A 15,909-nucleotide genomic window follows, 5' to 3' on the forward strand; every position below is an offset into this window, starting at 1 on the left:
AAAAACAATCATTAAAAAGGATAACCAATTGCAATATTAAGCATCAAATTATCTTTTCGCCAAGCTCCGCTTCCAAAATCGACTGCATCAATCACCCAATTACTTCCGTTAACCAAATAAGGCTGTCTGATGGGGAAAGCGAGATCGGTTCGCAGGATCAAAAAAGAAAAATCAAAACGCAATCCCGCTCCTACTCCTACCGCAATCTGTTTCATAAAATCTTTAGAAATCTGACCGCCGGGTTTGTTTTTATCTTCGTTCAGAAGCCAAACATTTCCTGCATCCAAAAACAAAGCTCCATTTACTATGCTGAATAATTTGGTTCTGTATTCGGTATTGAATTCTAATTTTATATCCCCCAATTGATCTTCTAAAAATTCGGCATTTGGATCGGTATTTTTATAACTTCCCGGTCCCACCGATTGTGATCTAAAAGCTCGAATACTGTTGGGCCCACCGGCAACAAACTGTCTGGACGACGGCATCACGGTATTGTTACCGTAAGCATATCCCGCACCGGCAATTAATCTAGTGGCCAACTTACTGTTTTCACCGAGCTTTAAGTAATGTCTAAAATCTCCTTTGACTTTTACAAATTGGCTGAAAGGCACATCAAAGAACTTGATAGTATCCCCCTTTTTGGCATTTGCTCCCATAAGCAATCCTGTAACATTTCCCGCTAAATCCAATTCTCCATTGAAATAAAAAGTATGTTTCTTTCTTTTTTGCATCGTATTGGTAAAAGTATAAGAATAGGTAGGCCCAAAAATTAACTGCTTTTCGATTACTTTTCCTAATGATGGATTTGTCTTAATTTCTTCCAGATATGAATCGGTTACGTCTTTTGGACTCACATAATTGATTTCCAATACTTTCAGTTCATGTTCTGCCCTAGCGCTTTCTTTCCATAAATAGCCGAAAGAGGTTTTGAATGAATTCAAAGTATATTGTTCTGCCTTGCTTTGGCGTTCATAACGAAGAAGCACTTTGGTTTTAGGAACGAACTCACTCGAATTTTGCCATTTAAAAGGTGCAACTAAACGAGGCCATACCAAGCTGGCTTCCCCTCCAAAAGTATAAATATCGTGTGCACCATTCTGACCCGAAACCTGAAAATCAATTCCTCCAAATAAGGAAAGCGTAAACAATTCGGCTCCACCAAAAAAGTTTCTGTTATTCCAATTAATCTTTGCTTCGGTTCCTGTATATCCTGCCGAATTGGTACTGGCTCCCACTTCAAAACGAAGGAATTTTTTGGGTAACAACGTTAGATAATAATAGGCATTTAAGGCATCTGGAATTGAATCATCCACTTTAAATTCATTTTTAACGAACTTGAAAGTTCCTAAATTTATAAACCTGTTTAAGGAAAGATTATGGTTTTTTCTGTTGTACAAATCACCCTTTTTAAAATACAAAGTGCGGTCAAAAACTCTGGGATTGAAAGTCTTGGCAGAATCAATAATAGTGAAATCTTTGTACTTTACAATATCTTCCTTTTTATATGCAAAACTATCCGTTAGAATGGAATAATTCGGATATACGATAATATCATTTATGGTATAGGGCTTTCTCGCTTTGGATGGTGTTTCTTCTTTTATTTTCAGTCTAATATTCACTTCGTGATCTCCTTTGGTACTATCAACCTGTGCCAAAATATAATCGGGATTGAAAAAATAATATCCTTTTTCTTTTAATCTGGCATCGATTCGGTCTCTCTCCAATTTTATAGCTTCCAAATCATAAGGGTTTCCTGAAATTAAAAGGGTTCTCCTTTGGGTTCTTGCAATCGATTTGCCCAAAGCAGTGGAGTCGTCCGGAAAAGAAACATTTTTAATTTTGTATTGCTTTGACGGCCAAACGATATATTCTGCCGTGGCTTTTTTTCCATGTCTTGTAGAATCTGACTGCACTTTGGTTTTAAAATACCCCCTGTTTTCGGTATAATTTCTAAGCACAGAAGCATTATATTCTAAATCTACTTTGCTGAATAAAACGGGAGGCTCCCCAACCTTAGTGCGCAACCAGTATCGAAATCCTTTTTCTTTTTTGGGTTTTCCTGCCAGATTATAAATATACAATTTGGGCCTTAATCCCAATATTTGTTTGTTTGGTATAGGGCGCAAAAGATTTTTCAATTCGGTTTCTAATGCTTTCCTGTCTTTTCTTTTTATCATTGAATCCTCAACTTTTACAGAACCTCCAGTATACAGCAAGTCCCCTTCGGGCAAATACTTGGTGTTACTACATCCTAAAATAAAGAATGAGCACAGGATTAAAAGATATTTTGAATGTTTAAGTGTCATATTAAGGCTATTTCCTAAATAAAAAGTATTTGTTTTTTTTAAAACCATATAAGGCATATAAGAGCATTTAAGCTAGAAGGTTAAAACAATCTCTTATATGTTCTTATATGTTCTTATATTCCTTAAATGGTAAATCTTTTTACGGTGTTTTTTTATTATATTATAAGGTTAATCCTTTCGCTTTTTGTTTCTCTTTCTCTAATCTCTTTTTTTCTTTACGAATTTGTTCCTTTTTCGTAATCTCAATGTCTTTGGCACTTCGTTTAAAAAGTTCTCTGAATTTATTGTACTCCATCGTTATGATAAAGACAACCCCTGTTTCCACAATTTCGCCTTGAATCGCAACTTGGTACTCATTTTTTCTATACGCCCGAACCATATATCTACCGTCTTTACTCAATTGATATTCCAACGAAGCATCACCCGCAATATTGGACGCATCTTCATTGGCTCGTTCTGCTCCTTCCACACCAAAGCTACTGCCTACGGTAACTTTTAATCGGTCGTTCAAAAGTTTTTTTGAAATCCCTACATTCAAATCCGTTCTAGTTTCTTTCGCCCCGGTGGTGTAATCTTCAGTCGATTCCAAATCAAATTCTAGTTGAACCCCTGCAATTAAATCTCCTGCGAGATCGTTTAATTGTTGTGAAAGTATTTTACTTGCACTTTGTCGGGCAAGATACTCGGCGCTTGTGCTTCCGCTTTCACTGGAAAAAGGATTCTCGCCCACGAATCGATTTAACAATAACAAGGCAAATACCTGTTTGTTTAATTCTGATGGATTTTGTCTCAGCTGTTCCAATTTTGTCTGTGATGCACTCACTATATCCGACGAAACATTGTAATTCCCATCAGGTAAAGTAATATCAAAAGTAATTTCAGGTTTTAACAATTCGCCATTCATCTTCAATAAAGTTTGAAAAGGTATTTTTTGTTTGTAAGTATTTTTAACCTCTGGAGTTAGGGTTCCAAGTTGATCGACGAGCAAATCCAATGGTGCAGTATTGACTTTATACACAGCCGTAATATTCACAGTTGCCATTGTTGGTTCACCATTCCAAATAATATAACTGCCTTTCTGAATATCAAATTTTCGTCGAATCATATTGAAATTCATTTCATAAGAACCACTGTCAAACTCGTATTTCCCCGTCAGCGTAGTTTTTCCGGAAGGGTCAATTCCTGCGGTAAGTTCCGCCTCGCCTTTTAAATTCAGATAATCCCCATTTCCCTTATCAATCACTAGTGTAAATTCGGCTTCCTTATCAACAGTAATAGCAACCGAGACATCCATCCCTACAAATTTCGACTGATTCAGTTCTTTCTGCAATTCAGCCGTTTGCTTTAAATACAGATTATCTTCATCTACAAACTCCACAATTCCTTCCCTGTCCACAATAGAAGGATCAGACTGAGGAAGCACAACGGTAAATTTTGTTTCATCATTTATTTCAATATTCCCGTTAACGAGAGGATTTTCAAGGGTTCCTCCTATTTTTAATTTGGCATCCAAAAACAAATCGCCATAAAACAGGTCATTATCGGTAACCTTAGAATGTATTGCTCTGAAATCATCTGCTTTTACGGCTAAATCAAAATTGAAATCTCTAAAATTTTGAGTTGTCATTCTACCATTTACGCCAAGTTCATTTCCATTTTCATCAAAAATAGAGAAGTTGTCGAATGCAATTTCTTCATTTCGCAAAGCGATTTTTTCATCATTTACGGTAAAATAAGAATTCAGTTTTGTGATTCGGAAACCTGCATCTTTAAATAGCAATTCTCCATTAACTTTTGGTTCCAAAGCATTTCCGGTAATTTTAAATTGTCCAGACAAAGAACCTTTTCCATCGGTTATGTTTCCAAACGAAAACCCCTGAATGCTTTTGATATTTAATTGATTTACATCTAAGTCAAGATCGAAATTTTCGTTGTCAATCCTATAAGTTCCCAAAAGGGCAAGATCATTTCCTTCGCCAGATAGCGTCATATTTGCCGAAAGAATATTTGATGTTTTATTATCTACTTTTAAACTGATGTCGCCAATAGGTTCTCCCCCAAAAGCAAACTTATCAATGGTCAAATCTGAAGTAAAAATAGGGTTCACCATCACGTTATCCAATACGACAGAACCATTTATCAAACCTTGCATTACGAATTCTTCTTTCTTGATCATATTCAAAATTGTCTCCATTTTGAAATTCACAAAATCAACGTGAAGCGGAGCATTATTCTGATTATTTTGAGATTGAATCTTAAGTTCATTTCCGGAATGATCCAAATAAAATTTATTGACATAAAGTCTTTGATCTCCAAATTCAATTGAATTTTCCGGATTTATATTCCATTTGTCATAGTTTAAAATCAAGTTTTCGGCATTCAGTTTAATGATGTTTTTTGAATCTTCGTGAAGTAATTCACCTGCAACAAAATAAAGATCTTTTTTCTCTTTATCTTTTACCTGCAACGCATACGAAAGGATATTGTTTTCCGCTTTTCCCGATAAACTTGTAAACGGAATTTTAAATTGCCCACCTTCAATCGTCGCTACAGAAACTTGATATTCTAAGGCATTATTCTTCGTTGCGACATTTATTTTACCGTCGGATATTGTAGTATTTGCATAAATAATTTTCGGAATTGCTCCTTTAATTTCCAACGTATCCCCAACACTATTGTATTTTCCTGAGATATTTATAGGGTCCAATCCAGTCAACTTTGGAATCAATTTATATAAAATAGGGTCATTTTGAACAGCAATAGTAAAGGTAAATTGTTGGTTCTCCGAATTGGGTTTGTATTTCGCAGACTGAACATTAATGTATTTTGACAGTGAATTTTTTATCGCATCAGAAAGTGTGGTCAGTTTGTATTTACCGTCAATTTCGGCTTGAATAAATTGCGAACTGATTTTAATATTGTTTTTTTGATTGTCTGAAAAAGCAATAATTTTAACCTTATCTAAAACAATCGGTTCTGTATCCTGCAAAATTTGAACATTAGAAGCTACAATTTCTCCGTTCAAATAATCGGGATTACTGTTGGCAATATCTGCGACAACGTTTCCTCGAAGTTTCATCGGGCCTGCATGCAGATTTAGTTTTTCCAAATCGGCGATATCAAGATTCAGATTCAATTTTACGTCTGGATATTTATCTTTAAAACCTCCATTTGCATCCAATTTGAATTTTAGATTTGGATCTTTACTGTCGGCTTTTATATCAAAATTTCCTTTGGCAATCGTACCTTTCAAAGCCATGTTGGAGTACGTATATTTATTGAAATCCGCTTTTTTCACAATAGCTACGAGCTTAGCATTTGCAGTTTTAGGATTCAGACCTTGCCCTTTAACTTTTGCATTTAACGTAATTTTCCCCAACGAATCATTCTTAATTAATCGGCCAAGATTAAAATCCATAAAAGCAATCGTGGCGTCATATTTTTCGCCACTCTTAATTCTCCTGTCAAACAATGCATCCACATTGGCTTTACCATAACTGCTGTTTAACAGTAATTTGGTTTTGAAATTATCGATGGTGCCTTTGAATTTTCCATTAGCATTAAATTGTTCCGGAAGCCGAATCGTTTTGGGAAGTGATCCTTCAGGAACAAAAGAAATTACGTCACGGGAAGAAGAAGTTATGTTTTTTATATCCAAATCAAAAAAAGCTTTTTCGTAATTGGGAAGCCCTTTTATTTTACCTGAAACAGAGACTTTAGTGTTCCCGATTCCCTGCATTTGAAAATACGGAATATTCAAATCTTTAACTTTTCCGTTTACTCGGGAATTGATGTATAAAATAGCATTGGGATTCGATAGAAAAGGATTCGTTTTACGCAATTGTGGAGCGAAAAGTAAAACATCCTTAAACCCAATTCTTGACTGACTCAAATTAGCATCAATCGACAAATCACCTATCTTTTTTGAAATACTGCCAATCGATTGATAGTTCACTTTTAATTTGTCTTTTAACTCTGTTTGAGGTGTTCTTAAATACAAATCATTCAGATAAGCTTGTTTTGGTCCATAAAAAAACTGCGTTCTAAGCTGTTCAATTTTCAGTCCGCTTTTCTCGTTTACTGTCAAAGATTTTACCTTGCCCGAAATAGTGTCATTTGCAAAATAAATCTGCTTCCCTTTGGCATTCAATCCATTCATATCAAGATGCCTGTAATCGATGCCATTTGCTGTCACAGGGAATTCCATATCATCAAACTTGAAAGCAATATTTTGCAAATCGATGGATTCCAATTTCATTTTCCATCCTTCCGTTCTGGAAGCAGATGCAGTCATGTCGGGTGCTTGGATTTGTTTTTCTTTTTTTCCGAGAAGTAAATTTCCTTTTAGTCCGTTTAATTCAAAACTGACAAAATCAAACATTTTATTTTTTATATCAATGTCGTTTACCAAAAGATTTAGTTTGCCCAAAGTCAGGCCTGAATTCATTTTAGAATTTTTATTGTCGTACAAAACATTAATTTTAGACAATGTTATTTTCTTTAATTCTAAATTAAAATCGGTTCTTTTGGCAATTGTGTCAACCGTTTTCACAGACACTTCGGCAATTTTCTGCACCAAATCCTGATTTAAAACCACATTCAGCCCATTCAAATCAATGTATGGAATATTGAAATCCATTTTGTCTAAATCAAATTTTTTGAATTTTGTACTGAAATTTTCGAGCTTTAGGCGAAAATCGTTATTCGATAAATCATCTTTAAAGTTAAATCTGATGTTTTTTAAATCCACATCCACAACAGATATACTATAAGGTTTACTGTTCGGGTCTTTGGGTTCAGTCGAGGCAAATGCTTTAATAATGTAATCGTAATTAAACGCACCATCTTTATTCCTAGAAATATTGGCGGTTGTGTTTTCCAGTTCAACCGAGTTTATCTCAACTTCGTGATTGATGATTTTAAACAAATCAATGTCAATGGCCAACCGTTTGCCGCTCAATAAAGTGTCTTGACGTTGGTCTTCAAAGTAAAAGCCTTCAAGTACTATCGTTTTTGGAAAACTTATTGCAATTCGATCTAGGGAACTTTTGGTTTTAAGTTTATCATTCAAATAAGTAATGACCCTATCCTTAGTGAAATTTTGAACAGCAGGTACTTGAATCAAAACAATAATCAAGAGCAAAAAAAACACGATTGTAAGAGCGCTCCAAAGCATAATACGTACTGCTTTTTTCACATAAGGATTTAGTTTTATGCCCATATAAAAATCTTTGTAAATGAATTCGGTGGCGTTTTCACTATTCCTGCCCTTTATTAGAAATTTCTCAATCTACAAATATGCAATAACTATAATTTTATAAGTTATACAATTCCTACAATATGTTTTAAAATTATTGTGAGATTCTTCTAATACTTGTCAATAAGTTCAAATATTCTATGAGATTTAGGGCTCTCCCGTACTTCAAAAATTGCTTTCTACAGTTTTACTTTCGTCGCAAAATCTTTTTCATTTTCAATCACTTTTCCGTCATATTGCAGTTTCCATCCCATCGTATTTGTAAGAATCAAAATCTTCGACAATTCACTTATCAAACGGTTTTGGGCATTGGATTTCAACGAAGATTTTTCGATTTTCTTCGCTAAATTGGTTTTTACAGATTTATTGATTTTATTGTAATCATCCCCAGTAAACGGATTCATCTGACTTTGCTCCACATCATAAAATTTGATGTCTGGGCTTATTTTAATTTCTTCTTTCGGGATACTTATGATTGTGATGGTTTTATTGGCTTCATCAATATCATATTTCATTTGATGCAGATCATAGGAAACTGTAACATCAGCATTAACGATTATCAATGCTTTTTTCTCAAACGAAAGCATATTCATCATGTATTTCTGCTGGTTCTTATAGGTAACCACTTCTGAATAATGCCCTTCGGTAACCACCAATTTACCCACATTTACAATTTGTTGTTGAATCAAATTGGTATTGTAATCTAAGGAAGATTCATCTCCTTTTTTGAATTCACAGAATTTGAATGCCAAAATTATAACCACCACTATTACTGCACCTGCAACTATTCTCTTTATCATAATTAAAATTTCATAAATGAATACTGAGCCACTAATGTAGCGATTTTCGACTGAAGATTCACTTCAAATTTTTTATGGCTCTCCGAATGGGGATTAAATGGGCGGTGTTGCAAACCCTTTTGAATACCTTCGACTACATCCATTGTTGAATAAGCCGTTTCCGAAATAGTAGATTCCTTAAATCGTTCCCAAATATAATCAATTGCCATCTGGCTTGGATGTAACATATCCTCCGCATAGAAACGATAATCGCGAAGTTCATCCATCATGATTTCGTAGGAAGGGAAGTAGACTATAGATTGCAGATTGTAGATTGCAGATTCCTTTAAAACGTGATAAATCGTTGAAATCAAATGTGCTTTACTGACTTGATTTTCAACAAAACCATCTTTAAGATGGCGTACCGGCGAAATAGTAAAAATGAAGTTACATTTGGGATTGATCAATTGTATCAAACGAATTACATTTTCAATACTTTCCTGAATAGCTTGTACAGAAAGTAATTCTTTATCAAACTGCTTTTGGGGCACTTTATGACAATTGGCTACTACTGCATTTTTTTCAATACTTTGATACACCCAGGAAGTTCCATACGTAATAATGACGTGGGTTGCTTCCTGCAATTGTTTTTTAGTTTCCCTCAAAATTTGATTCAGATTTACCAATAATTCGGATGCATCCGAATTGCTTAAATCAGAATGAACCTCAAAACAATGCCAACGTTCATTGTGAAAAAAAATATCTTCTTCGGTAAATAAAACCTCATTGATCACTCTATCGATAATTTTTTCAATAGAAACCGGATTAAAGATAATCCCGAATGGATTAATCGTGCTTTGAAATTTGAAATATTGAAATTTATCTCCCATATTTTCGGCAAAGCAAGAACCCAAAGAGACAATTTTGGAGTTGTAGTCTATTGGATTGGGATTTTGTGGGATATCGATTTTGGTTGTGAAGTTCATTGTACATTTTTAATATTTCAAAAATACGAAATAAAAAAACTTTAAATACAAAACCCCAAATACTCCAATTTTGAAAAGGCGTATTTGGGATTTTAATTAATTTATTAATTCTTGAAATTTACTTCACAAACTCAATAGCTTTAGTCAAAGCCTGAGCAATTCCATCTGCATTTTTTCCTCCTGCGGTAGCGAAGAAAGGCTGTCCTCCTCCTCCTCCTTGGATGTATTTCCCTAATTCACGAACCACTTGACCCGCGTTTAGTTTTTTATCGGCAACCAATTCTTTAGAGATATAACAAGACAACATTGGTTTTCCACCATCAGCAGTTGCCAAAACCAAGAATATATTTGTTCCTAAAGTTCCCAATTCATAAGCCAAATCTTTTGCTCCTTCCGGACTTAAGTCAACTTGTCTGGCAAGAAACTGAATACCATTTATTTCTTGCAACTCCTGAGCCAATTCGCCTTTCATATTTTTGGCTTTATCTTTCAATAAAACCTCCAATTGTTTTTTAAGCGAAGTGTTTTCTTCCTGTATTGAATGAATAGCTTTTACAGGATCAACGGCATTTTTCAACACTTCTTTTATCTCAGCAAAAGTAATCAACTGCGATTCGAAAAAATCTTTGGCAGCTTCGCTTGTAATTGCTTCAATACGTCTGATTCCTGCAGCAACGGCACCTTCCGAAGTAATTTTGAAATGCCAAATATCACTTGTATTAGGAACATGCGTTCCTCCGCACAACTCTACCGAATCACCAAATTTTATCATTCGAACCAAATCACCATATTTTTCTCCAAATAAAGCCATTGCACCTTCTTGCAACGCTTGGTCTTTTGGAATGGCCCTTTTTTCTATCAATGGTAAACTCTCGCGAATTCTTGCATTTACAAAATCTTCCACTTCTTTAAGTTCATCATCTGTTACTTTAGAGAAATGAGAAAAGTCAAAACGCAAAGAAGCGGAACGTACCATCGAACCTTTTTGTTCGATATGAGTTCCCAATATTTTACGCAATCCTTGGTGCAACAAGTGAGTTGCCGTATGGTTTGAAGATGTTTTTGCTCTTTGAATTGCATCCACCACAGCAGTAAAACTATCGGTTAAATTGTCCGGCAATGATTTGGTAAGATGTATCGTTTGATTGTTTTCTTTTTTAGTGTCAATAATATAGATAATGTCTCCGTTTGGAGCTTCCAAATATCCTTTATCACCCGTTTGTCCTCCACTTTCTCCATAAAAAGGCGTCGCATTGAAAACCAACTGATAAATTTCACCATCTTTCACACTATCCACTCTGCGGTATTTCGTGATTTTAACATTGTGCTTCAATCTATCATAACCCACAAATTCCTGAACGTCGTCTTCAACCAAAACATTCCAGTCTCCAGCCGTAACTTTGGAAGCCGCACGAGAACGCTCCTTTTGTAATTGCAATTGTTCCTGAAATCCTTTTTCGTCTAATTCCAATCCTTTTTCAGACAAAATCAAAGCCGTTAAATCGATTGGAAAACCATAAGTATCATACAATTCAAATGCTTTTTTACCATCAATTATTTTACCAGAATTGGTGTTAATCACCGCATCCAACAACACCAATCCTTGATCCAATGTTCTCAAGAAAGAACTTTCCTCTTCACGAATCACGTTCGAACACAATGCTTTTTGCGAACGGATTTCTGGAAAAGACCCTCCCATTTGAGCACTTAAAGTGTCAACTAATCTATATATAAAAGGCTCTTTGGTATTCAAGAAAGTAAAACCGTAACGAATCGCACGACGTAAAATTCTACGAATTACATAACCAGCTCCCGTGTTTGATGGCAACTGACCGTCGGCAATGGCAAAAGCTACCGCACGCACGTGATCCGCAATTACCCGAATCGCAATATTTACTTTTTCTTCGGCTTCGTCTTTCGCTTTAATTGTATATTTAGTTCCGGTAATCGTTTCGATTTCTCTGATTAGCGGTGTAAAAACATCGGTATCATAATTGGACTGAACTCCTTGCAAAACCATACAAAGACGCTCAAATCCCATCCCCGTATCCACGTGTTGAGCAGGCAATTTCTCTAGAGAACCATCGGCTTTACGATTAAACTCCATAAATACATTGTTCCAAATCTCCACTACGTGCGGGTGATCATTATTCACCAAAGATTTTCCTGAAACCAAAGCTTTTTCTTCGGCAGAACGAATATCAACGTGAATTTCAGAACAAGGTCCACAAGGTCCCTGGTCACCCATTTCCCAGAAATTATCTTTTTTGTTTCCCAGAATAATTCGGTCTTCGTCAATCAACGTTTTCCAAATATCCCAAGCTTCCTGGTCAAAAGGCACATTCTCATCTGGATTTCCTTCAAAAACCGAAACATAAAGTATGTCTTTTGGAATTTTATACACTTCCGTCAACAATTCCCAAGCCCAGTGAATAGCCTCTTTTTTGAAATAATCTCCAAAAGACCAGTTCCCCAACATCTCAAACATCGTGTGGTGATACGTATCAATCCCAACTTCCTCCAGGTCATTATGCTTTCCGGAAACACGAAGACATTTTTGTGTATCGGCAATTCTGTTACTTTTTGGAGTTCCCAGACCCAGAAAATATTCTTTAAACTGCGCCATTCCCGAGTTGTTAAACATCAAAGTTGGATCGTCCTTAAGAACTATCGGAGCCGATGGTACAATTAAATGCCCTTTACTTTCAAAAAAATCTAAAAATTGTTTACGTACGTCTTGTGATTTCATTTTTGCTGTATATTCAGTAATTCGTTTATTTTTTTTAAAGTTTCTAAGTCTCTGAGACTCTAAGTTTCTAAACTAAAAAACTTATACACTCAGCCAATTAGAACCTTAGTAGCTTTTCTTCTTGGGCGTGCCCCCGTTGAGAAAAGGGGCTTACTTATAGCACCGCTTACAAAGCCCCTTTCCTCAACGGGGTCGGGCTATCCGCGCTACTTCGGTAGCTAGCTTCTATCCCTCACGCAAACCCGCACTATCAAGAACTTCTTTCTAAACCAAAAGACTCAGTCTCTTAGTATCTTAGTCCCGATAACTATCGGGATAGCGTCTCTCGAAAGACAGGCAACATTTATTTATTATTAAAAAAAAGAGCAGAACAACTGAAACATTTATTAAATTTGTTCGACTTACCTTTAAATAATTTGCAAAAATAGGGTATTTTAAAATATGGCGAAAGTAAAATATTATTACGATTCCGTAAATCTGGCTTATCGCAAAATAAAAATCAGAAAGAGAAGAAAAGTTGGCTTTGCCGTTCTGTTTTTATTGGCATCAGCTATTTTTGGATTTTTAAGCTTCATTATATTGTTAAACACCCCTTATTTTGACACACCAAAAGACCGCTTGCAAGCGAGGGAAATAGAAAATTTAAAATTAAACTATGCCATTTTAAACAAAAAAATGGACCAATTAGATGATGTAATCGAAGATATTGAGGACAGGGACAACAATTTATATCGTGTTTATTTCAACACAGCCGCCATTCCCGAAGAAGAACGAAAAGCTGGTTATTCAAAAATAAACCGTTATGCAGCTTTACAAGGCTATAACAATTCAAAATTGGTAATCAACACCACAGAGAGAGTGGATGCGTTGAGTAAAGAATTGGCCATACAATCCAAATCATTGGATGAAATTGTAAAATTGGCCAAAGCCAAAGGCAAACTGCTCTCGGCAATTCCGGCGATACAGCCCGTAAAAAATGAAAATTTAAAAAGAATGGCCTCTGGTTTTGGATATAGAACTGACCCATTTACAAAGGCTAGAAAAATGCACGAAGGAATGGATTTTACGGCCAAAACAGGAACACCAATCTATGCCACTGGTGATGGAGTTGTTGCACAGGCTGACAATACCGCTTCGGGATATGGAAACCATATTGTAATCAGACACGGTTATGGATATGAAACACTTTATGGCCATTTAAGTAAATACAATTGTCGCGCAGGAAAATCAGTAAAACGAGGAGATATCATAGGATATGTAGGCAGCACTGGACGTTCCGAGGCACCACATTTGCATTACGAAGTACACAAAAACGGAAAAGTGGTTAACCCGTTAAATTTTTATTATGGCAATATTTCGGCAGTGGAATACGTTGCAATTTCAAAAATAGCTAACCAAGAGAATCAATCTTTGGATTAGTTTTTTAGTTGGCAGATTTCAGTCGTCATCTGAGCGAACTTGAAGGATAAAAAGAAGATTTAAAAAAAATATTCAAAATAAAATTATGCATATAGAATTATCGCCAGATAAAAGATACTACAGCATAGGCGAAGTCGCCAAAGCATTTGATGTAAACGCTTCCCTAATTCGTTTTTGGGACAGCGAATTTGACATTCTAAAACCAAAGAAAAATGCCAAAGGGAATAGAATGTTCACCCCCGAAGATATCAAAAACCTGCAGCTTATTTATCATTTGGTCAAAGAAAGAGGATTTACTTTAGAAGGCGCCAAAATACATTTAAAAGAAGGCCAAAAGAAAACAATGGATAAATTTGAAATTATCAGTAAATTAGAAACCATAAAAATGCAATTAATCAACATTAAAAACGAATTACAATAACAATAAATTAAAACAACAAACAAACTCTAAATTAAACAAACATGAAAAGATTTTTGCCTTGGATTATCGGAATTGGATTAGTTATTATAATTGGCCTTTGGTATATTAACGTTAAAAACGGAGCTATTGAAGTTGATCAGGCTGTTAAAAAAGAATGGGGAAATGTTGAAACAACTTATCAAAGAAGAAATGACCTTATTGGAAATTTGGTAAATACAGTTAAAGGTGCAGCTGATTTTGAGAAAAGCACTTTAACAGCTGTAATTGAAGCACGTGCAAAAGCAACTTCAATAACTGTTGACCCCTCAAATATTACACCTGAACAATTTGAAAAATTCAGTCAAGCACAAAGCGGTGTTTCTTCAGCTTTATCAAGATTATTAGTTAGTGTTGAAAAATACCCCGAATTAAAAGCTAACCAAAATTTTATCGATTTACAAAGAGAACTAACCAGTACAGAAAATCAAATTCTTACCGCAAGAACTCGTTTTAATGAATCTGTTGAAACTTACAATAATTATGTTTTAAAAATGCCTAGAAATATAATCCTTTCCGAGTATAAAGAAAAAGCACTATTCAAATCAGTTGCGGGTGCTGAAAAACCTGTTGAAGTAAAATTCTAAAAAATCTAACCCTGCTTTGGCGGGGTTTTTAAAACCAATACGATGTCAAAAGTAGAAGATTTTTTAAGTAAAGAAGACGAGCAGGAAATTGTTGAAGCTATTCGAATAGCCGAAAAAAATACTTCTGGCGAAATTAGAGTCCATTTAGAAAAAACAACTTCCCTAGATGCATATGATCGTGCTATGGAAGTTTTTCATGAATTGAAAATGGATGAAACCGAATTGCAAAATGGTGTTCTAATCTATTTGGCTGTCGAAGACAAAACCTTTGTGATTTGTGGAGACAAAGGCATCAACGATATTGTCACCAATACTTTTTGGGACAGTACACGTGATGTCATGATTACCCATTTCAAACAAGGAAATTTCAAACAAGGATTAATTGATGGCATTTTGAAAGCAGGAGAAGAACTGAAAAAGCATTTTCCTTGGCAAGAAGGAGATACCAACGAATTATCAAACGAAATATCAAAAGGATGATGGAAATAAGTCGAAAGTCGAAAGTCGAAAGTCGAAAAATAAAAGCTGGGTGGAACTTATTTCTTTATGTTTTTCTTTTCTTAAATAGTAGCTTTCTATTTGCCCAATTTACAATTCCGGAGAAACCTAATTTTCAAACTTCGGTTTATGATTATGCCAATGTTTTAAGCCCGCAGGAAAAAGCACAGCTTGAAGAAAAACTCATCAAATACTCAGATTCAACAACGACCCAAATTGTGGTAATCACTATCGAAAGTCTCAAGAACGAAAGTATTGACCAACTAGCCACAAATTGGGGACAAAAATGGGGAATTGGAGGAACACAAAAAGATGATAATGGGGTCATCATACTTTTGGCCAAAAACGAAAGAAGAATCGCCATTCACCCAGGATACGGACTTGAAGACCGTTTAACAGCAGCTATTGGTGGGCAAATTATTGACTATATAATTGTTCCTGAATTTAAAGCGGGTAGTTATTACCAAGGTTTAGACAAAGGCACAGACGCACTTTTTGATGTTTTTAAAGGAAAATACAAAGGTGAACGTAAACAAACCAAAGGAAAAGATTTTCCAATTTTACCAATCATTGTTATAGTTATCATCGTTTTGATATTACTTTCCAAAAACAAAGGTGGCGGAAATAGTAATTCAGGAAACCGTGGCGGTGGAGGCCCTAGCCTACTCGACGTCATTATACTAAGCAGCCTCGGAAGAGGTAGCGGAGGTGGTTTTGGTGGTGGATCATCAGGTGGCGGCTTCGGAGGCGGAGGTGGCGGCTTCGGTGGTGGTTTTGGCGGAGGCGGATTCTCTGGTGGAGGTTCAAGCGGAAGCTGGTAGAAATTATAATAAAAACAAATAAACCACTCAAATCGAGTGGTTTATTTACT

Annotated in this window: 10 protein-coding genes; 5 read left to right on the forward strand and 5 right to left on the reverse strand. The window is 35.5% G+C overall.

Going from position 1 to position 15,909, the window contains the following annotated elements:
- Positions 1-11: 11 nt before the first annotated feature.
- From tamL to alaS, 5 genes are all read right to left on the reverse strand, one after another.
- A complete protein-coding gene (tamL, locus tag DOS84_RS17070) occupies positions 12-2,306 on the reverse strand; it encodes a translocation and assembly module lipoprotein TamL (RefSeq protein ID WP_111411337.1) in 2,295 nt (764 codons plus the stop codon).
- 160 nt (positions 2,307-2,466) lie between these two features.
- Positions 2,467-7,527, reverse strand: a complete 5,061-nt coding sequence (locus tag DOS84_RS17075; RefSeq protein ID WP_111411312.1) for a translocation/assembly module TamB domain-containing protein — start codon at positions 7,525-7,527, stop codon at positions 2,467-2,469.
- A gap of 215 nt (positions 7,528-7,742) precedes the next feature.
- Positions 7,743-8,363, reverse strand: coding sequence for a DUF4230 domain-containing protein (locus DOS84_RS17080; RefSeq protein WP_111411313.1), 621 nt, complete (start codon positions 8,361-8,363; stop codon positions 7,743-7,745).
- Between the two features lie 2 nt (positions 8,364-8,365).
- Positions 8,366-9,328, reverse strand: coding sequence for a GSCFA domain-containing protein (locus DOS84_RS17085; RefSeq protein ID WP_111411314.1), 963 nt, complete (start codon positions 9,326-9,328; stop codon positions 8,366-8,368).
- 118 nt (positions 9,329-9,446) lie between these two features.
- On the reverse strand, positions 9,447-12,077 hold the full coding sequence (alaS, locus tag DOS84_RS17090; RefSeq protein ID WP_111411315.1) for an alanine--tRNA ligase: 2,631 nt from the start codon (positions 12,075-12,077) through the stop codon (positions 9,447-9,449).
- Positions 12,078-12,518: 441 nt separating this feature from the next.
- Here alaS and DOS84_RS17095 point away from each other — a divergent pair, with 441 nt between their 5' ends.
- The 5 genes from DOS84_RS17095 (at position 12,519) to DOS84_RS17115 (ending at position 15,859) form a co-directional block, all read left to right on the forward strand.
- The gene (locus DOS84_RS17095) at positions 12,519-13,496 is read left to right on the forward strand and encodes a M23 family metallopeptidase (protein WP_111411316.1); all 978 of its coding nucleotides are present in this window, start codon (positions 12,519-12,521) and stop codon (positions 13,494-13,496) included.
- 85 nt (positions 13,497-13,581) lie between these two features.
- Positions 13,582-13,917, forward strand: coding sequence for a MerR family transcriptional regulator (locus DOS84_RS17100; protein WP_111411317.1), 336 nt, complete (start codon positions 13,582-13,584; stop codon positions 13,915-13,917).
- 41 nt (positions 13,918-13,958) lie between these two features.
- A complete protein-coding gene (locus tag DOS84_RS17105) occupies positions 13,959-14,540 on the forward strand; it encodes a LemA family protein (protein ID WP_111411318.1) in 582 nt (193 codons plus the stop codon).
- Positions 14,541-14,582: 42 nt separating this feature from the next.
- The gene (locus tag DOS84_RS17110; RefSeq protein WP_111411319.1) at positions 14,583-15,020 is read left to right on the forward strand and encodes a TPM domain-containing protein; all 438 of its coding nucleotides are present in this window, start codon (positions 14,583-14,585) and stop codon (positions 15,018-15,020) included.
- Positions 15,020-15,859 (forward strand): TPM domain-containing protein, encoded by an 840-nt coding sequence (locus tag DOS84_RS17115; RefSeq protein WP_424320179.1) that lies wholly within the window; start codon positions 15,020-15,022, stop codon positions 15,857-15,859. The genes DOS84_RS17110 and DOS84_RS17115 overlap by 1 nt, the downstream gene beginning before the upstream one ends.
- Positions 15,860-15,909 lie beyond the last annotated feature (50 nt).

The sequence above is a fragment of the Flavobacterium aquariorum genome (assembly GCF_003254745.1).
In the GTDB taxonomy this organism is placed as follows: Bacteria; Bacteroidota; Bacteroidia; order Flavobacteriales; family Flavobacteriaceae; genus Flavobacterium; species Flavobacterium aquariorum.